The sequence below is a fragment of the Chryseobacterium sp. MDT2-18 genome, assembly GCF_030815285.1.
GTDB classification, from domain to species: Bacteria; Bacteroidota; Bacteroidia; order Flavobacteriales; family Weeksellaceae; genus Kaistella; species Kaistella salivictor.
The window spans coordinates 76,888-95,380 of the sequence record NZ_JAUSWQ010000013.1 but is presented as its reverse complement, the minus strand read 5'-3'; the positions used below and the strand labels follow the sequence as shown (position 1 = coordinate 95,380).

At 40.7% G+C, this 18,493-nt stretch carries 19 protein-coding genes; 14 read left to right on the top strand and 5 right to left on the bottom strand.

All coding sequences use genetic code 11. The annotated features are described in order from the left end of the window. The 7 genes from QF004_RS12635 to QF004_RS12605 form a co-directional block, all read left to right on the top strand. Positions 1–1,027 (top strand): RHS repeat-associated core domain-containing protein (locus QF004_RS12635; protein WP_307426892.1); only part of this gene is annotated, 1,027 nt, incomplete at its 5' end. Next, entirely contained in the window at positions 1,024–1,605 is a 582-nt protein-coding gene (locus tag QF004_RS12630; protein ID WP_307426889.1) for a hypothetical protein, read from the top strand. The genes QF004_RS12635 and QF004_RS12630, both read left to right, overlap by 4 nt. A 418-nt stretch (positions 1,606–2,023) precedes the next feature. Next, complete coding sequence (locus QF004_RS12625; protein ID WP_307426886.1) at positions 2,024–3,070, top strand: IS110 family transposase; 1,047 nt, start codon at positions 2,024–2,026, stop codon at positions 3,068–3,070. Positions 3,071–3,281: 211 nt separating this feature from the next. Continuing rightward, positions 3,282–3,524, top strand: a complete 243-nt coding sequence (locus QF004_RS12620; protein WP_307426883.1) for a hypothetical protein — start codon at positions 3,282–3,284, stop codon at positions 3,522–3,524. A 1,795-nt stretch (positions 3,525–5,319) separates the two neighbouring features. Continuing rightward, positions 5,320–6,000: a hypothetical protein gene (locus QF004_RS12615; protein ID WP_307426880.1), complete on the top strand. Its 681-nt coding sequence runs from the start codon at positions 5,320–5,322 to the stop codon at positions 5,998–6,000. A gap of 1 nt (position 6,001) precedes the next feature. Further along, a complete protein-coding gene (locus QF004_RS12610) occupies positions 6,002–6,406 on the top strand; it encodes a DUF5675 family protein (protein ID WP_307426875.1) in 405 nt (134 codons plus the stop codon). Beyond that, on the top strand, positions 6,403–6,621 hold the full coding sequence (locus QF004_RS12605) for a hypothetical protein (RefSeq protein WP_133439931.1): 219 nt from the start codon (positions 6,403–6,405) through the stop codon (positions 6,619–6,621). Before QF004_RS12610 ends, QF004_RS12605 begins: the two co-directional genes overlap by 4 nt. 14 nt (positions 6,622–6,635) lie before the next feature. Here the strand turns inward: QF004_RS12605 and QF004_RS12600 are convergent, their stop codons facing one another. Then, positions 6,636–6,851, bottom strand: coding sequence for a hypothetical protein (locus tag QF004_RS12600; RefSeq protein ID WP_307426871.1), 216 nt, complete (start codon positions 6,849–6,851; stop codon positions 6,636–6,638). Between the two features lie 135 nt (positions 6,852–6,986). Here QF004_RS12600 and QF004_RS12595 point away from each other — a divergent pair, with 135 nt between their 5' ends. From QF004_RS12595 to QF004_RS12575, 5 genes are all read left to right on the top strand, one after another. Beyond that, positions 6,987–8,129, top strand: coding sequence for a VWA domain-containing protein (locus tag QF004_RS12595; protein ID WP_133439929.1), 1,143 nt, complete (start codon positions 6,987–6,989; stop codon positions 8,127–8,129). A gap of 181 nt (positions 8,130–8,310) precedes the next feature. After that, positions 8,311–9,765 carry a sigma 54-interacting transcriptional regulator gene (locus QF004_RS12590; protein WP_307426867.1) on the top strand — a complete coding sequence of 485 codons (1,455 nt, stop codon included), beginning with the start codon at positions 8,311–8,313 and terminating at the stop codon, positions 9,763–9,765. Positions 9,766–10,156: 391 nt separating this feature from the next. Continuing rightward, positions 10,157–11,758, top strand: a complete 1,602-nt coding sequence (locus QF004_RS12585; protein ID WP_307426864.1) for an ice-binding family protein — start codon at positions 10,157–10,159, stop codon at positions 11,756–11,758. 331 nt (positions 11,759–12,089) lie between these two features. After that, positions 12,090–13,544 carry an FAD-dependent monooxygenase gene (locus QF004_RS12580; RefSeq protein ID WP_307426862.1) on the top strand — a complete coding sequence of 485 codons (1,455 nt, stop codon included), beginning with the start codon at positions 12,090–12,092 and terminating at the stop codon, positions 13,542–13,544. Between the two features lie 243 nt (positions 13,545–13,787). Continuing rightward, on the top strand, positions 13,788–14,003 hold the full coding sequence (locus tag QF004_RS12575; RefSeq protein ID WP_307426859.1) for a hypothetical protein: 216 nt from the start codon (positions 13,788–13,790) through the stop codon (positions 14,001–14,003). 149 nt (positions 14,004–14,152) lie between these two features. On the opposite strand, the gene QF004_RS12570 is transcribed toward QF004_RS12575, so the two are convergent. Further along, positions 14,153–14,599 carry a KTSC domain-containing protein gene (locus QF004_RS12570; RefSeq protein ID WP_133439922.1) on the bottom strand — a complete coding sequence of 149 codons (447 nt, stop codon included), beginning with the start codon at positions 14,597–14,599 and terminating at the stop codon, positions 14,153–14,155. A 310-nt stretch (positions 14,600–14,909) separates the two neighbouring features. On the opposite strand from QF004_RS12570, the gene tyrS reads away from it, so the two are divergent. Next, complete coding sequence (gene tyrS, locus QF004_RS12565; protein WP_307426856.1) at positions 14,910–16,205, top strand: tyrosine--tRNA ligase; 1,296 nt, start codon at positions 14,910–14,912, stop codon at positions 16,203–16,205. A gap of 101 nt (positions 16,206–16,306) precedes the next feature. Next, complete coding sequence (locus QF004_RS12560) at positions 16,307–17,059, top strand: acyl-CoA desaturase (protein WP_133439920.1); 753 nt, start codon at positions 16,307–16,309, stop codon at positions 17,057–17,059. Positions 17,060–17,157: 98 nt separating this feature from the next. Here QF004_RS12560 and QF004_RS13995 read toward each other — a convergent pair whose 3' ends face one another. From QF004_RS13995 to folK, 3 genes are all read right to left on the bottom strand, one after another. Continuing rightward, on the bottom strand, positions 17,158–17,316 hold the full coding sequence (locus tag QF004_RS13995) for a type II toxin-antitoxin system RelE/ParE family toxin (RefSeq protein WP_373456907.1): 159 nt from the start codon (positions 17,314–17,316) through the stop codon (positions 17,158–17,160). Positions 17,317–17,406: 90 nt separating this feature from the next. Continuing rightward, positions 17,407–17,613, bottom strand: coding sequence for a hypothetical protein (locus tag QF004_RS12555; protein WP_307426852.1), 207 nt, complete (start codon positions 17,611–17,613; stop codon positions 17,407–17,409). Positions 17,614–17,704: 91 nt separating this feature from the next. After that, the gene (gene folK / locus QF004_RS12550) at positions 17,705–18,487 is read right to left on the bottom strand and encodes a 2-amino-4-hydroxy-6-hydroxymethyldihydropteridine diphosphokinase (RefSeq protein WP_307426848.1); all 783 of its coding nucleotides are present in this window, start codon (positions 18,485–18,487) and stop codon (positions 17,705–17,707) included. Positions 18,488–18,493: the final 6 nt, after the last annotated feature.

Genomic DNA, 18,493 nt, shown 5'->3' with positions numbered 1-18,493 from the left:
AGACGGCTTCCAATATGAAAATAATCTCTTACAATTTATACCCACTGTAGAAGGTTATTATGATTTTATAAAAAATGCGTACATTTACAACTACACCGATCATCTCGGAAATGTGAGGTTAAGTTACTATAAAAACAGCGCAGGCGCTCTTACCATTGATACTGAAAGCAATTATTATCCTTTTGGTTTAGAACATACTGATTATAATAATTTGGTTGGTAATTCTAAGTATAACTATAAGTACAACGGCAAGGAACTGCAAGAGACGGGTTTTTACTATTATCAGGCTCGCCAATTAATGGTGGATGCTCCCGGATTTTTGCAAATGGATCCTTTGGCTGAAAAAATGCCTTGGATGTCGCCATACGCTTATGCATTTAACAATCCAATCCGAAATATCGACCCGGATGGAATGGAGCCTGAAGATGTAATAAATGGTGGTGCAAATGAACCGTGTTGTGGTGGAACATATGCATTGTTTCAGCAGGAAGTTTATAAGTGGTCAGATGCAGCAGGACAATTGATTGACAAAGTGGGCCTAAAAGCCGAAGCGTTTATGACCACGATAGGGAATGTTGTGAAAGGTGATGATACCGGAACCATTGAAACAAAGCGCTCATTTTCTGCAACACTTGACGGTAGTTTTATTCGTCCTTCTTCATATACAGATGCCAATGGAGCTAGACAAACAACAACTATGTCAAATTCTCCAGTAAGGTTTTCAAGTAAATCAGAAACAACAGTCAATAAAACTTACTCGAGAACAATTCCCACAGAAGCGGGAACAGTTAAAGTCAGCAGTAAAACGTCTGTCAACAAAAATGATGGAAAATTAAGCAATGCTGCAAAAGCGGTCTACGGAGCGGGAGACAATGGAGTTTTTGTTTCGTTGAAAGGTGAGAAAAATAAGGTGACCACTTCTGTCGGAGTTCAAGCCGAAAAGAAGTTTAAAACAGGTGACAACGCGGCGGTTAAAATAGGAGTAAGTGTAAGTGCAAATATAGAAACGGAAAAAAAGAAAAGATGAAACTGATTTTTAATATACTTGCAATCTTTTTACTATTTTTAATAATAGGTTGCAAAAAAGAAAAGAACTTCCAAAGCGAGCCTCCCAAGAAATCAGATTTGGTAAAACTTCATAACGATACTATTGAAGTGGAAGTCCCTAAAAGTTGGAAAATAGGAAATGACACCTCATTTATATTTTCAGCATTGATAGATCCGTATAAAAAAGAAGAGCAGTTTTTTTTACTCGTTAATTCTGTGCAGGACATAAGCCTCAAAGATTATATAAGGGAAGACTTACAACAAGCGACAGATGCTGAAGAAGAAAAATTGGCTTATATTCTTCAAAGATATTATTTAGGGGATAATGATTACTGCTATATTTTCGAAACGTATCCTAAAAATAAAGTAGGTGTTTTAAGTTTTATAAGAGAATACAATGGAAATATATATGACATGTCATTTAAAACTCCACGAGATATAAAAGACTATAAAAGTGATGATCCTTTTTATTATGCTATATCTTCCTTTAAAATAAACGGAAAACTTATGTTCCCCCGGGAAGTTCAACCCGCTACCATAGATATAGATGAACTATAAGCAAATCACCCCCCTGCTGCGCAAAGTCTCCGACTTTGAGCCACAATAATTTCATTCTTCATAATTATTATATTTCCAAAATTCCCACCGCTGCCGCACGAATCCTTTCGTGTGGCCTTCGCACATCAAACTTTTCAGGTGGTATTCTGTAAAAATCAAATATTCTAAAAAACGCAAAATCCGCTCTCCGAAGTCTCCTGCCTCATATCTTTGTATAAATATTAAATAAACAGGCAAGGATGAAACTTGTTCTCCTGACAGATACGTTTTACGATATCGCTCCGAAGGAAAAACATCCTTGCTTTAACCACTAGAGCTTCAATTAGTACTTAAACACTTTCTATATTTAAGATTGATGTTGTATAAAATATGAGTAAAGGCAAAAACTGGTTATCGTTTATTTACAAAATAAATTATTATGCTAAAATATTCCGTCGGGCTTGATATTTCAAGCAAAAAAATCGACTGCTGTTTCAGCAGTATCGACATGGGTCAAAAAGTGACAGTTCAATCTACTGTTACAGTTTCCAACAATCCCACAGGGTTTAATTTATTGGCAGACTGGATTGACAAAAACCATAGGCAGAAAGATATTGCCTTAGTGATTTGCATGGAAGCGACAGGGGTCTATTATGAGTCATGCGCACTTTTCCTTTTTGAAAAAGCCTGCAAAGTCTCGGTAATTCTTCCAAATAAGGCGAAGAAGTATCTGCAGGCACTTGGGCTTAAGTCGAAAAATGATTCCATTGATGCAAAAGGTTTGGCACAAATGGGAGCAGAGCAAAACCTTAAGCTATGGGAACCAATGGGCAAATATTTTTATGAACTTAGACAGTTTACCCGTCAATATCAGAATATCCAGGAGCAGATCACGGTTTATAGGAACCAACTTCATTCATTAAAAAATTCCATGTATATCAACAAAGCTATTGTGAAACAGCTTGAGCAGGTCATCAAACTTTTCACAAAGCAGCTGAAAGAACTGGAAGAACAAATCAAAAATCATTTGGAATCCAATCCTGAAGTAATGCAGAAAACAGAGAATATATGTAAGATAAAAGGAGTGGGAATTCTTTCCCTGGCTACCGTGTTGGCGGAAACCAACGGATTTTCTTTATTTGAAAGTTCCAGGCAGCTTGTATCTTTTGCAGGTTATGATGTGGTAGAAAACCAGTCAGGAAAAAGGGTTGGAAAAACCAAAATATCCAAAAAAGGAAATTCTCGTATCAGGCGAATTTTGTTTATGCCTGCATTTACGGTTGTAAGGTGCAAGGAAGCTCCCTTTCTAAATTTATATACCCGTACATTTTCAAATCACGGAATAAAGATGAAAAGTTATGTCGCAGTGCAGAAAAAATTACTTGTGATCATTTATTCGCTATACAAAAACAATCAGCCTTATGATCCCAAAAGACAAAATATCCAAGAAAAGGAGCAGGTGCTTGCCTCTCTGCTTGCCTCGTAGAGGCAAAAAAATAGCCTCATTAACCTGAGGCTATACAAGGTAAACATCCAGTGAAATATCACAGTTTGCTTCCTCTCTGCATTTGCAAAATTATATAAAAAAACTTAAAGAAATATTTGTATTTTCAGATAGTACCTTCAAAGCTTTTACGTGACATCATTTTAAAATAAAAATAACGGTACTACCGTACTCCTACCGAAACAGTTTCATTTTGTTTTCCAAACTTTGTTCAGCCAGGAAAACTGAAACGATGAAACCCAGAACTGCCCGCATCTGCATTTACCCAAAAGACATCCAGATCATCACGGGAAAAAGCGAACGCTACAGCCGCCATCTGATCATTAAAATCAAAACGGCACTGAACAAAGAAAAACATCAGGTCCTCACCATACGGGAGTTCTGTACCTACATGGGTATCCCCTACGAATCCATCCAGGGACTCATCACCAACTGAACCCGCTCCCACCCCACCAATGCGCACAAACCGCCATTTGCAGAAAGCACGACGAATCAACCCCAAACAATGCGCTCACACTCATTCCGAGCGTAGCACCTCTTACCATCGCACACAATCAGCTCTCCGAAGACTCCGGCTTCGGAACTTTATAATCAGCATCTTTTTAAAAAAAACCAACATCAAATGCAAAGAGCACAGTCGCGCAACCTTCGCAAGTTCACTAATACGCTCACCTCGCACCCACCCACTACTTAGGAAATTTTTGCGTTAAGAAATCTCGAAGAGATTCGCCGATTCAAATAAAAATATAAAAACTGGAGGCAAAAATGAAGATTTCTTCCCATCCAAATCTTTAAACGAACATAACGCTTAAGAATCCCCTTTGTCCGATGTTTCGTCCTCAAGACGGGACAAGTTTGGGGAAACCTAACAAAGTGTTCCACGACCAAAGGGAGTCAATTTCTAAGAAGAAATCTTCATTTTTTAGCAAACCGACGAAGGAGGTTCGCCGATTCCATTAAAAACAAAAAAAAGAATGAGGCAAAAAGATCCAGTCTTGACTTTTTTGTTACTTTTTGTGTCAAGACAAAAAGTAAAGAATAAAGAAAAATCAAATTCATTTGCCCCAACCCTTACTTCGGCAGGCTCAGCATAAAAAAGGGAGTGAATTTGATTTTTCAACAAAACTTCGATTTAAAAACGACTTAGGAGATTTTTGCGTTAAAAAAAATGAAGATTTCTTCCCATCCAGGTCTATCAACTATCACTACCTAAAAATCCCCACTGTTCGAGGGCGGCAAAAACTTTTAATCGATAACAAATCTTGTTTCCGCCCGAGTTTGGGGATTTTATTCGAAGAAATCTTCATTTTTTAGCAAAAAGATCCAGTCTTGAACTTTTGGTTCTTTTGTTTCAAGACAAAAGAACTTAAAAAAAAGATGCTCTTGCTACGGAAACCATCATCAGCAGGTTGTTTCCCTACGCCCGCAATGACGCAGCCTTTTATTGAAAAACTGTTTTTAGTTTGAGAGCGACTTAGGAGATTTTTGCGTAAAGAAAAATGAAGATTTCTTCCCATCCAGTTTTCAAACGAGCATACCGCCTAAAAATCCCCACTGTTCGAGGGCGGCAAAAACTTTTAATCGATAACAAATCTTGTTTCCGCCCGAGTTTGGGGATTTTCTAAGAAGAAACCTTCATTTTTTAGCAAAAAGATCCAGTCTTGAACTTTTGGTTCTTTTGTTTCAAGACAAAAGAACGTAAATAAAAAAAGAAATCACCACTGTTCAAGTGGCAAAAAGTACATCCTTTTTGCCAAAAAACCAAAATCAACGCAAAGCTCAGTGGCGCACCCTCTGGTTCAGAAGTTCACACGTTCACACGTTCACACGTTCACAAGCCCACAACCCACCATTCCACACCCTCTCCACTCATTTTTCGGAGCTGCCCCATAGATGCTTCATGGATACTTCATGGATAGTTCATGAGGAGTTCATGACAACTCACACGTAGAAAACGGAACAAACAGCACTTTTCGGCAAATCCGGCATAATCCACCCCATTCCGGAAATAAACGGCGTTATCGGCTAAAAACGGCGCAACCGGCATGAACACTTGCTTTGCATGAATTTTATACCAAATTTTGCCCCGTGATCACAACAGGTTTTAACGGATGCACCTCAACATCTGATTATTAATTTTTAAAAACAAACAAAATGGCAAGACAAAAAGGTCTTATTAAATTGAAAGGTACCATGGGGACATCACCTTCTACCGTACCAAAGACGGCTACATGGCCAGAGAAAAAGGAGGAATCACCGCAGAACGGATGCAGAACGATCCGAGGTTCCAGAGAACCCGGGAAAATATGGCAGAATTCGGAAGAGCAGGAAAAGCAGGTAAAGTACTGCGGGCCTCTATTCAGAGTCTGCTCAGAACTTCGGCAGACCGGAGAATGGTCAGTAGATTGACCAAAGAGATGATCAAAGTCATCCAGCTGGATGCCGTCAACCCGCGCGGTCAGCGGAATGTCATCGATGGGGAAGCAGAATTGCTGCTGGGATTCGAATTCAATATCCACGGAAAATTGGAACACTCCATCTCAGCACCCTTTACCGCCACTTTAGACCGGGTCACCGGCGATGCGGTGGTTGAAATTGAACCGTTCATCCCGACGGAAAGCCTCGGAGCACCCGCAGGGAGCACCCATTACAAACTGGCTGCTGCGGCCATGGACATTAATTTCGAAGCCGGAACATTTGCTTCCGAAAAGAATGCAACACCCGTGCTACCCATTGATACGGTACTGACCACGGCGGTCCAGCTGAACAACAACCTGCCGGAAAATTCGGTCAACCCGCTATTTCTGGTGTTCGGAATCAATTTCTATCAGGAAGTCAACGGTACTTTTTACGAGCTGAAAAACGGGGCGTATAATGCCCTGCAGATTGTCAACGTCTCAGGTACCCCATAACATGGAGCTTCAGCTGATCAGAACATACCACCTGAAAGGAACCAACGGAATCCTGCTCTTCAACGGGACGGAACTCTGCAAAACGGTTGAACTCCCCTGGAAGAACAACCAACCGCGGATTTCCTGTATTCCAGAAGGCAAGTACCAGATTCGAAGGCGCCATAGCCTCAGGTTCAAAGAACACTTCGAAGTCATGGATGTGAAAGACAGGAAGTACATCCTCTTCCATGCCGCCAATGATGCCGGCAAAGAACTCAGAGGATGTATTGCACCGGTGCTGCAGCATACCGGTGAAGGAAAAGGCAGTTCGTCACGGGCTGCTTTGGAAAGAATGAAAGACCACCTTTATCCGCTGATGGATAACGGACACAAAATCACGCTAACCATCAAAAACGCTGAAAAATGAAAAACATCATTCAGAGAGTGCAGGAACCCACGCCACGGTTCTTTCGCAAAATCAGAAATGCAGGCCTCCTGCTCACCGCGGTAAGCGGAGCGGTGCTCACGGCACCGGTCGCTCTGCCGGCGGTGCTCATCACGGCAGCCGGCTATCTGGCCATTGCGGGCGCAATCGCCAGTGCCATCAGCCAGACGGCCGTAAACAGCGAAGGACAGCCATGATATACTTCGACAGTTCACAGCGCATCAGTGCCTTCATTGGCATGGCACTGATTGTCCTGATGCAGATTGAAAGCGGGGAAGTCCTCAAAACCATTGTTTTGGCAGGCCTCGGAGGAATCTCGAGTTACCTCTTCACCCTCGCCGTCAAATTTCTCCTGATCCGTTTCAGAAAGAAATTCAAATAAAACCAAAAGGAACCGCCTCCCTCCGGGGAGGCTTTTATTAAACATCCTTTAATCAAAAACAGAAAGTAGCTTTCATCAACCACATGAAGTCTATATCACCATGATTACTATTTTCTATTTTTCAGATGGTCTATTGGAACGATATTTCTATATCTTGTGTACACTTAATGTGAAAAGAAAATGACAGACAAAGAATTAAATTTCGGCAGAGGATTGATCTTCACCAAACATACTCCGAAAGAAATTTCCCATTTTGACCGGGTTTTTGATGTTTTTAAAGATTTGCTGACCCACACCTCGGGCGATATCGAAGAAGCTTTTGAATGGCTCGACATGCTTGATAAAGAATACGATATTTTTACCGATGAATATACGCTCGCAGATTTTGAAGAAGATCTGAAAAAGCGCGGTTATATCAGGGAAGAAAAAGAGGACAAAGACGGCAACACCGGAACCGGAAAAGGTAAAAATATACTGACCGCCAAACTGGAAGCAGCTTTAAGACAATTTGCTTTGGATCAGATTTTTGGCAAACTCAAAAAAAGCGGTATCGGAAATCACAGCACCAAAAAAGCGGGCGTAGGTGATGAACGCGAAGGCGAACACCGTTCCTTTCAATACGGCGATGATCTGTCAGCCCTCAATATGACCGAAAGTTTAAAAAATTCCCAGATCAATAATGGAATTTCAGATTTGCGTTTAACCGAAGATGACCTCATCGTTGAAGAAACAAAACACAAAGCCCAAATGAGTACCGTGTTGATGATCGATATCAGCCATTCTATGATTCTGTACGGCGAAGACCGGATTACGCCTGCAAAGAAAGTCGCTATGGCTTTGGTGGAATTAATCAAAAGAAAATATCCGAAAGATTCCATTGATATTATCGTTTTCGGAAATGAAGCGTGGCCCATTAAAATCAAAGACCTCCCCTATCTGCAGGTCGGGCCTTATCACACCAATACCGTGGCCGGCCTGGAATTGGCAATGGATATCCTGCGGAGAAAAAGAAATACCAACAAACAGATTTTCATGATCACCGACGGTAAACCAAGTTGCATCAAATTACCAAACGGTGAATTCTACATGAACAGCAACGGTCTCGATCAGATGATTGTTGATCAATGCCTGAATAAAGCCGCACAAGCCAGAAAACTCAAAATCCCGATCACCACTTTTATGATTGCCCAGGATCCTTATCTGCGGAAATTCGTGGACGCTTTTACGGCTCAAAACCAGGGAAAAGCTTTCTTAACAGGACTATCCGGTCTAGGAGAAATGATTTTTGAAGATTATGAGCGGAACAGGATTAAGAGAATATAGTTGATTAACAAATAAATCATTAAGCCACAAAAGTTTTTAGCGGAGTAAAAGCACAAAAAAGCATACTCATTGGAACATCCTTTTTTTTGCCCTTTTAATTCACTAAAATTCACACGCATTTCTTTTGTGACTTTTGTGGTTAAACAATAAAATTCCAGCAAACAATTAGAATATATAGAGAATGAAAAAAGAGATCACCTTTAAAGAATTAAAAGATTCCGGCTATACCCACAAAACCATTAATCAGGAAATTCAGGCGAATTTAATTGCCAGGATTAAAGCGAAAGAACCGGTATTCGAAGGTCTTTGGGGTTACGAAGACACCGTCGTTCCGCAGTTAAAAAAAGCGATTTTGGCGGGACATCACATCAACCTTTTAGGACTTCGCGGACAGGCAAAAACCAAGATTGCGAGAAGCATGGTGAATTTGCTCGATGAATACATGCCGGTTGTAAAAGGTTCTGAAATCAATGACAGTCCTTTTCAACCGATTTCGAAATACGCGCGGGACCTGATTGAAGAACATGGCGACGAAACCATGATTTCCTGGGTGCACCGCTCCGACCGTTTCTTTGAAAAACTGGCAACACCGGATGTGAATGTGGCAGATTTAATTGGCGACATCGATCCCATCAAAGCGGCGACTTTAAAACTCCCCTACTCCGACGAACGCGTTTTGCATTACGGCATGATTCCCCGCGCCAACCGCTGTATATTTGTTTTGAATGAACTGCCGGATTTACAGGCAAGAATCCAGGTTGCTTTGTTTAATATTTTACAGGAAGGCGATATTCAGATTCGGGGTTTTCAGTTGAGAATGCCGCTGGATATTCAGTTTGTCTTTACAGCAAATCCGGAAGATTATACGAACAGAGGAAGTATTGTAACCCCTTTAAAAGACAGAATCGGGTCGCAGATTTTTACCCATTACCCGAAAACCATTGCGCTTGCAAGGCAGATTACCGCACAGGAAGCTTTAATTTCTAAAGAGGATAAAGCACAAATTCAAGTTCCAGGTTTAGCCAAAGACCTTTTGGAAGAAGTGGCTTTTGCAGCGCGGGACAGCGAATATGTAGATGCGAAAAGTGGAGTGAGTGCGAGGTTGACCATCAGTGCCATGGAAAACTTAATGGCCGCCGCAAAACTGCGCTTAATAGAATCAGATGCTGAAAAAACAACGGTGCGGTTGCTGGATTTCCTGTCAATCATTCCGTCGGTCACCGGAAAAATTGAACTGGTTTATGAAGGCGAACAGGAAGGCGCTGACCATGTCGCGAAAATCCTCATTGACAAAGCCGTGATAACACAGTTTGAAATGATTTTCCCCCGAATCCCGAAACTGGAAAAAGAAGGTATCAAAGCGCCATATACCGATGTCATTAAATGGTTTAATAAAAATTCTTTAGAATTAAATTTCGACGATACCGATCAGGAATTCTATGCGAAACTCAACAGCGTAAAACCTCTTTCAGAAATAATCGGCGAGTACGCAGACCAGTTAAGTCCGGAAGATCAAAACTTCTGCAAAGAGCTTATTTTATGGGCTTTGACCATTAATAATAAATTAGACAAGTCAGAAAACGAAAAAGCGTTTACCTTCGATTCTGCCGGAATTGGAAAATACTACAGCAGCTAATTTAAAAGAGATTTCAAACCTGCAATCAACACGAACCTCATTTAAAAAAGATTTAAATGAGGTTTTTTCTTTAAAATATTTTAGCCATCCCTTTCCTGCAAGGAAGCGTCCAGGATTTTTATTCACCGATCTGTTCTCAATCGGTGTCGGAATTACAGAACAATAGCCGGAATGTGAAAAAATCTTCTACACCTCAACAGTTAATCGAAAAATAATTATTAAAATCACAAATAAATATCGAAAAAAAAATACAAAATACAGTAATACAATTGGTATTATTAAAATAAAAACATCAAAATACCATTATTTTTATCAAAATAATATTGTTTATTCAATAAAGAGTGTATCTTTGATGAACTGTAGTGCTTATACTCAGTTTAATTCTTAATAAATGAAAAAATTCATACTTTTGGCAGCTTCGGCTGCATTCATGAGCTTTAATTCACTGGCACAAGCTCAGGCTCCAATTTTGGGGAGTGCCGCTAACTTTGCACTTTTCTCGACGAATGGCGCAGTATCTAATACCGGCCTTTCTCACCTTACTGGAGATGTAGGCACCAATAACGGGTCAAGCACCAATTTTGGAAACGTAGATGGGGTAATGCATGATTCAGACGGAACGACTATGATCGCCGCTACTGATCTTAACACTGCTTACAACCAGTTAAACGCAGCGATTCCCGACTATTTCCCTTCTCCCCTTTTAGGAAACGGACAGATACTTACTGCCGGAACTTACTCAATCGGAGAAAGTGCAAGTTTAAGCAACACTTTAACACTTGATGGTGGCGGAAATGCCAATTCAGTTTTTATCTTTAAAATTCAGGGAGCTTTATCCTCAGCAGCAGGTGCGCAGGTTTTACTAACCAACGGAGCGCTAGCCTGCAATGTATTTTGGAAAGTTGAAGGCCTTGTTGACCTTGCCACGAACACTGCAATGAAAGGTACCATCGTAGCAAATAACGCAGCCATTATTCTTAATTCCGGTGCTTCACTCGAAGGCCGTGCACTTTCTACAACAGGCGCTGTTACCGTATCGGGAGTTACCGTAAGAAAGCCGGTTGGCTGCGGATCAAAGGTACTTACAGGCCCGGCTCAACCGCCGTTAGGCACTGTTGTCTGTTACACAGTATTCACCGGAAACGGTTCATTAACCAATACAGGAATCACTTATATAACAGGTGATGTTGGAACCAATGTAGGACTTACCACAGGTTTTGAAGCTACGAAAGTAAACGGCACGATCCATCTTATGCCGGATACTTCTACCGCTAAAGCTTCATTAGATCTTAATAATGCATATACTTTCCTCAACACGCTTCCTACAGATATTCAACTGCTTTATCCTGCAGCGTTCGGACAGGATCTGGTACTGACTCCGCATACTTACGAAATGAATGCAGCCACTGTACTTAACGGAAAAGTGACCCTTAATGCGCAGAATAACCCCAATGCAGTTTTTGTCATCAAAATTAACGGCGCTTTGTCTACAAGTACTTATGCTTCCGTAGAACTCATCAACCAGGCGCAGGCGAAAAACGTTTTCTGGAAAGTGGACGGCGCAGTGAACATCAATGATTACTCGAAATTTAAAGGTTCAGTTATTGGAAACAATGGTGCTGTTATCATTAATAAAGGCGTTGAGATTGAAGGCCGTGTATTGAGTACGAGTGGCGGAATTTCTACTTTTGGAATCAATGCACAGATGACTTCCGGTTGTGAACTTCTAGGAACCATTTCCACTACTGTTACAGCCAAGGAAGCTCAACTTTTCCCCAATCCTTTCTCCAATGTTTTAAACATAAAAATGGAGGACTTAGACGGAGGATCCACACTGACCATTTTCAATACAGCGGGCGCTAAAGTAATGCAAACTGTTCTGTCACAAAAAACAAGTTCATTACCAATGAATCTTCCTGTAGGCGTTTATTTCTACCAGTTAACCGGTAAAAACGGAGCCAAACAGAGTGGGAAATTAATTTCCAAACCGTAAAGTCTTTTCTTTATATCAGTAAACCCTGCCGTCTCGGTGGGGTTTTTTATTTGGCCGCCTTTTTCCGTCCGGAATTTATATTGAGCCTGTCGAAGTACTCCCGCTTTTTTTATTGGTGACTGAGCGGAGCCGAAGCCACCGATAAAAAAAAGCTCCACTCAGGCCGGGCCGCAGATTTCTCTGTACAATAAAAATTAATTTTTAAATTACAGACCGCAAAATTTTTCATTGCAAAAAGCGCTTTCCGTATCTTTGAAAATTGTGAGCAAGTATCGAAAAAGATTCGCGAAAGGATGGGTATTCAGCAGCTCCCGTTATCGAAATAAAGAAGATGGAAAAAGAAAAAATCAGTTTTACGGTGTGCCCGGAATGCAAAGCATCGGGCAAATTAAAGCGCAGAATAAAAAAGAGTATCCGGCTTCGGTATCAGTCGGAATTAGAAAACTTTAAAAAAAATAATTCCGGAGAAATACCGCCGGTCCGCCCGGAAGCTTCCCTTTATATTTGTCCAAACTGTTCCGGCTCCGGAATTATTCCCTCAGAACACTTTCCCGTTCCGGATATTGAAAACTATCCGCACGTTGCCATTATTGGGGGCGGAATTGGCGGGGTTGCGCTTGCCGTAGCGTGTCTGCACCGCGGAATTCCATTTACCCTTTACGAGCGCGACAAAAGTTTTGATGAACGGTCTCAAGGTTACGGATTAACGCTGCAACAGGCGAGCAAAGCCATCGAAGGTTTTGGCATTTTCAATTTGGAAAAAGGCGTCGTTTCCACCCGCCATCTGGTTCATACGCCCGAAGGAAAAATCGTTGGCGAATGGGGAATGCGAAAATGGCTGGAAATAGACGCCAACGCAAAAACTTCGCCGAAACGCACCAATATCCACATCGCCCGACAGTCTCTGCGCTTAGCACTACTCGACCAACTTGGCGGAAAAAAAATGATACAATGGAACCATCAACTCCTCGGTTTTAAAGAAAATAAAGAAGGCGGAATCGACCTCCACTTTCAGGTCGGTGGAAAAACAGAAACCGCAAAAGCCGGTCTTCTCGTCGGAGCCGACGGCATCCGCAGCGTTGTCCGGAATCTGTTGATTGGCGAAGAAATTTCTCCGTTGCGCTACCTCGACTGTATTGTGATTTTGGGCATTTGTCCTTTGTCAGCGCTCGAAAATATTGAAAGTTCTTTGCTGGATTCCGCGACGGTCTTCCAAACCGCCAATGGCAACGAAAGAATTTACATGATGCCATATGATTCCGACTCCGTCATGTGGCAACTGAGTTTTCCCATGCCGGAAAATGAAGCGAAAGAATTGAGCGCAAAAGGTCCGCAAGCATTGAAAGCAGAGGCGTTGCGCAGAACGCAGTGGCACGCTCCGATTCCACAGATTGTCGCAGCAACTTCAGAAACGCAGATTTCCGGTTATCCTGTTTATGATCGGGTTTTACTTTCCTCCGAATTATTACAAAATGCAGGACCTGCAACCTTGATCGGCGATGCAGCGCACCCGATGAGCCCTTTCAAAGGACAGGGCGCGAATCAGGCGTTGTTAGATGCCCTTTCTTTAGCCCGTGAAATTTTCAAAAATTGCAAACCGTCATCTCACTGGTGGGAAAAAGGAATTCGCGAAACGGCTTTAGCAAAATACGAAACAGAAATGCTCACCCGCAGCGCCACGAAAGTGGAAGACTCCGCTGCCGCCGCTCAGTTTCTGCATTCTGAAATTGCGCTATATGAAGGGGATGAACCGAGAGGAAGGGTTTTGAAGCGGAAGGAGTTGTAGGGGTTTTTACTCTTTAAGTTTATTTGAATATTTGCAGAATTAAACAACATGTTTCAAAGTACGGTTTTACAAAAAGGAATTAACCGACCGCTTGTCTGAAAAATATTTGCAATAGATAAAGTTTTAATCAACACCGACGTCAGTCTTGATTTTCTGTTTGATAGAAAACCATTCGCAGAAGATGCCGCCCAAATCGTCACCTGATGTGAAAATGGAAAAATTCAGGGTTTTGTAACCTCAATCATGTTGAGCAATATTTATTACCTGCTCAGAAAAACTTCAAAATATGAAAAAGTGATTGAACATCTAAAAATGTTAATGAATATTGTTGATGTTTTAATGACCAATAAAGATGCAGTTTTAGAAGCTTTACACTCAGAATCCAACTACAAAACAAGCAATTTAGCAATAATGGAACCTGAAACTTCCATCAACCTTGTCAAGTTTTCTAAACCTTAAGAATGTTAAATTCACTTTCCTCCGCTCCGCAAAGTCTCCGACTTTGAGGATCTCATTTTAAAAACCAACTTGCTTAAATTTACGCCCATAAATCAAAAAGCACAATCTCCTTAGAAATTGTGCTTTTCAATTTATAAAACGAAAGGAAATTATTCCGCCATCGCTTCACCATTTTTTCTGTAAATGTATTTTCCGTAGATATGTCTTCTCGCAAAACGGCTCGGAGAATCTGAATTCACCATTTTGATGTAGGTATTTCTGGGAACGCCGATATATTCAAACATCTTACCGTTGAAATGCTGAACTTTTAAAATCGATTTTTCGTAATAAAAATCCTGAATAATAGAACTGGAAATGGTTTCCGTATATTCTTCTTTGTATTTTTCCTGCGTTTCCGGATTGATGCTCACCAAAAAATGATAGGCTTCAATGACGGATTTGCTTTTTTCTTCGGCCTCCAGTTTTCCGGCTTCGTCATTCACGAATTTATCAGGATGCGCATCTTTCATCGTATTTCTGTAAACCGTTTTCAAGTCTTTTAAAGTCGCGGATTTTTCAACCCCAAGAAGCTTTCTGTGCTCGCCAATTCTTTTCATAAGTAAATCAATATTTCGGGGTGCAAAATTAAGCTATTTTAATTTAAAAATAATGGCTTAATTAAATGAATATCAAATAATTTGCAAAGCCTTTACATCATTGAAATTTCGCCCGGAAAGCCTGAAAAGTTTTTACGCAGAGCATATTCAAAAATAATGACCCGAAAAAACAGTATTCATTAAATCAATCATTCAAAACCCGGAATCCGGAATGCAAAGAACCGATTGTTTCGTACCCCGAAATCGCAAACCGGAAACTTGGAACTCCTGCCTCAAATCCCTACCTTTGCCTCTTAAAATTTGCAAGAAAATGAACGCTTTTATTGAAGAACTGAAATGGCGCGGCCTGTTTGCCGACATGATGCCGGGAACCGAAGAACAACTGAATAAGGAAATGACGACGGCCTATATCGGCTTCGATCCTACCGCAGATTCGTTGCATATCGGAAGTTTGATTCCAATCAAAGTTCTTGCACATTATCAGCAACACGGTCATAAACCCATCGCTTTGGTGGGCGGCGCAACAGGAATGATCGGTGATCCTTCGGGAAAATCCAACGAAAGAAATGCTTTGGATGAGGAAACGCTGAACCATTATGTAGAATGTTTGAAAGGGCAGTTATCCCGGTTTTTAAACTTTGATGGTACCGAAGCGAACAGTGCAGAACTGGTCAACAATTACGATTGGATGAAAGAAATTTCTTTCCTGGATTTCATTCGCGATATCGGTAAAAATATTACCGTGAATTACATGATGGCGAAGGAATCGGTGAAGAAAAGAATCACCGGCGAAGGCGGCGCAGAAGGAATGAGCTTCACCGAATTCTCTTACCAGCTGTTGCAGGGTTACGATTTCCTGCATTTATACAAAACAAAAAATATAAAACTCCAGATGGGCGGTTCTGATCAGTGGGGAAATATCACCACAGGAACAGAACTGATCCGCAGAAAAGTGCAGGGTGAAGCTTTTGCTTTAACCGTTCCCCTCATCACCAAAGCCGACGGTTCCAAATTCGGAAAATCGGAAGCGGGAGAAAATTACTGGTTGGATGCGAAAAGAACTTCCCCCTATAAATTCTACCAGTTCTGGGTAAATGCAACGGATGCAGATGCCGAAAGATTCATAAAATTCTATACTTTCTTAAGCAAAGAGGAAATCGAAGCTTTGATTGCAGAGCATCAAACGGCGCCACATGAGAGAAAATTACAGAAAAAACTGGCGGAAGAAGTGACGGTTTGGGTTCACAGCCGTGAAGAATTCGAAAAAGCAGTGAAAGCTTCAGAGATTTTATTCGGACGCTCGACAGCAGAAGATCTGGTAAATCTGGATGAAGCCACTTTTCTGGAAGTTTTCGAAGGAGTTCCGCAAAAAGAAATTTCAAAAGCTGAAGTACTTGGAAGCAATTTGATCGATTTAATCTCTGAAAAATCAGGTTTCCTGAAATCAAAAGGAGAAGCCAAAAGAGAACTGACAGGCAACGCCATTTCCATTAATAAAGAAAAAGTAAGCGAAACTTTTGAGGTTAGCGAAAAAGATCTGATCGACGGGAAATTCCTTTTATTACAAAAAGGCAAAAAGAATTATTTTATCGTGAAAGCGGTTTAACGTATAAACCAGCCAAAATTTAACAGTATTTTGTGAAAGCCGGAGCATTTCCGGCTTTCATCTTTATTGATTTCACCGTACCTTTGCCCCTAATTTTATTTATGACTATTCTTATTTTCATCATCGTCCTTTGGTATTCGGGACTGTTTTTTCAAACTTTTTTCCTGCACCGGTATGCAGCACATCAATCCTTTAAAATGTCAAAATTTGGCGAGAAACTTTGCTTTATTTTAACGTGGGTTACACAGGGATCCAATTACCTTTCCGCTTATGGGTACGGCGTTATGCACAGAATGCACCACGCTTTTGCGGACACCGAAAAAGATCCGCATTCCCCAAAATACGACGATAATCTGTTTTCAATGATGTGGCGTACGAAGAAAATCTATGCCGATATCAACAGTCAGAAAGCGATTATCGAAGAAAAATTCACCAAGAACGTTCCTCAATGGGAAAGTTTCGACAAGTTCGCAAGTTCCTGGGGATCAAGAATTGGTTGGGCTATTGCTTACACCGCTTTCTTTTACTTCTTCGCAACCGCTTGGTGGCAATGGATTTTGTTACCGGTTGCTTATATGATGGCGCCGATTCACGGGGTAATTATCAACTGGTTTGCGCACATTTACGGCTATACGAACTTTAAAGTTTCTGATACGTCTAAAAACCTTTTCCGTTTCGATTGGCTAATGATGGGCGAAGGTTATCATAACAATCACCACAAACACGGTGGCAGAGCCAACTTCGGTGGCGTGAGATGGCATGAAATCGATGTGACGTATTACATTATGATTCTTCTGCACAAAATGAAACTCATCAAACTGAATCCGGTAGCGGTCGTAAAAAGAGATCATTAAAAATATAAACCGTCCCGTCATTATTTGACGGGACGGTTTTTTTTATGCGTTTTACATTCAGAATCAGCTTTCTAGAAGACGAAAAGGCAAGGAATTTTTTATTCGTAAATATCTTTTCGGTGTCCCAAGATGATAACATCGATGATTAATTCACTATCAAATATCTCATAAATCACCCGATAGTTCCCAATTCTAATTCTATATGAATCACGGCCTTTTAGTTTTTTACAGCCAACTGGTCTTGGATCTTCCTGCAGGTTTCCAATTGCCTTTAGAATTGGATTAGCGATATCATCAGAAATTTATCTAACTGCTTCACCGCATTTTTAGATAATTTAATGATATAGTTAGGCATGTTTTTGTTTTCTGGCTTTTAAATAATCAGAAAACAAAACTCTTTCACCGTCATCATTTTTTTTCGCTTCATCATAAACAGTAACATCTTCCAAATCTTCCAGTAAGTCCATAATTTTATTAAATTCTTCCGCAAAAATAACTACTAAAGTTTTATTTCCTTTAGCATCTTTAATGTATTGTGGATGTAAAACCATCATCACTTATAAGTTTAAAGTTTATATTTATTTCAAGATAACTGGAGTTTGAAATACATCAGCTCCCATTACACTAAATAAATATACGAACATTTTACTTCTTGATATCAGAATTAAACAGTGCAATTTCCGGTTCTAATTGCTGCACAAAACCAATGAGAAAAGGCAGTTCCTCTATATCTTCATCAATAAGAAAGCCGTTATAAGTAAGGACATCGAGGTCGATTTCCCGCGGCGCATTTTTGTTATCAGACCGTACTCTGCCTAATATCGCTTCGATCTGTTTTAAATGCATCTTCAGTTCAGGGAGACTTTTTTTGGTGTTGATCAGAACAGCGCCATTCAGAAATTCCGGTTGCTCCTCAAATTTTAACGGTTTTGTTTTAATAAACGCTGTGCGTTTCATGATAAATCCAATTTCCTGAAGATGACTTAAAGCTTTGCTGAAATTCTGTTCGGAATCAATATTGGATCCTAAAGCGACCACCGCAGTATGGTACCGGTCTTTACCGTCGATTTCGACCAGGACATTATCGGCAAAACGAAGCGCATGCGGTTTTTCTACTTTCACCTGAATCTCCTGAAGTTCGGCACCTGAAGATTGAATAAAAGCATATATTTTCTCCGCCAGGGTTTCGATGAGGTGAAAACTTTTATGATCCACAAAATCGATAATCTCTTTGGTGATCTTTTTATAATCCACCGCATTCTGAACATTATCTGTTTTGGCAGCCAACGAAGTATCATATTTAAAGGAATAAGAAATAATGATGTCCTGTAGTTTTTCGGTTTCCCAATCGATGAACCCGATAAATGCCCGCAGCCGCAGATTTTCTACCCGGACTGTTGATAATTTAGGATGATAGAGTGCTCCCATATTTTA

Excerpts from the sequence above, each read along its gene's own strand:
- QF004_RS12630 (WP_307426889.1), top strand. The coding sequence starts at position 1,024 with ATGAAACTGATTTTTAATATACTTGCAATCTTTTTACTATTTTTAATA.
- QF004_RS12625 (WP_307426886.1), top strand. The coding sequence starts at position 2,024 with ATGCTAAAATATTCCGTCGGGCTTGATATTTCAAGCAAAAAAATCGAC.
- QF004_RS12615 (WP_307426880.1), top strand. The coding sequence starts at position 5,320 with ATGGCCAGAGAAAAAGGAGGAATCACCGCAGAACGGATGCAGAACGAT.
- QF004_RS12610 (WP_307426875.1), top strand. The coding sequence starts at position 6,002 with ATGGAGCTTCAGCTGATCAGAACATACCACCTGAAAGGAACCAACGGA.
- QF004_RS12605 (WP_133439931.1), top strand. The coding sequence starts at position 6,403 with ATGAAAAACATCATTCAGAGAGTGCAGGAACCCACGCCACGGTTCTTT.
- QF004_RS12600 (WP_307426871.1), bottom strand. The coding sequence starts at position 6,851 with ATGTTTAATAAAAGCCTCCCCGGAGGGAGGCGGTTCCTTTTGGTTTTA.
- QF004_RS12595 (WP_133439929.1), top strand. The coding sequence starts at position 6,987 with ATGACAGACAAAGAATTAAATTTCGGCAGAGGATTGATCTTCACCAAA.
- QF004_RS12590 (WP_307426867.1), top strand. The coding sequence starts at position 8,311 with ATGAAAAAAGAGATCACCTTTAAAGAATTAAAAGATTCCGGCTATACC.
- QF004_RS12585 (WP_307426864.1), top strand. The coding sequence starts at position 10,157 with ATGAAAAAATTCATACTTTTGGCAGCTTCGGCTGCATTCATGAGCTTT.
- QF004_RS12580 (WP_307426862.1), top strand. The coding sequence starts at position 12,090 with ATGGAAAAAGAAAAAATCAGTTTTACGGTGTGCCCGGAATGCAAAGCA.
- QF004_RS12575 (WP_307426859.1), top strand. The coding sequence starts at position 13,788 with ATGTTGAGCAATATTTATTACCTGCTCAGAAAAACTTCAAAATATGAA.
- QF004_RS12570 (WP_133439922.1), bottom strand. The coding sequence starts at position 14,599 with ATGAAAAGAATTGGCGAGCACAGAAAGCTTCTTGGGGTTGAAAAATCC.
- tyrS (WP_307426856.1), top strand. The coding sequence starts at position 14,910 with ATGAACGCTTTTATTGAAGAACTGAAATGGCGCGGCCTGTTTGCCGAC.
- QF004_RS12560 (WP_133439920.1), top strand. The coding sequence starts at position 16,307 with ATGACTATTCTTATTTTCATCATCGTCCTTTGGTATTCGGGACTGTTT.
- QF004_RS12555 (WP_307426852.1), bottom strand. The coding sequence starts at position 17,613 with ATGATGGTTTTACATCCACAATACATTAAAGATGCTAAAGGAAATAAA.
- folK (WP_307426848.1), bottom strand. The coding sequence starts at position 18,487 with ATGGGAGCACTCTATCATCCTAAATTATCAACAGTCCGGGTAGAAAAT.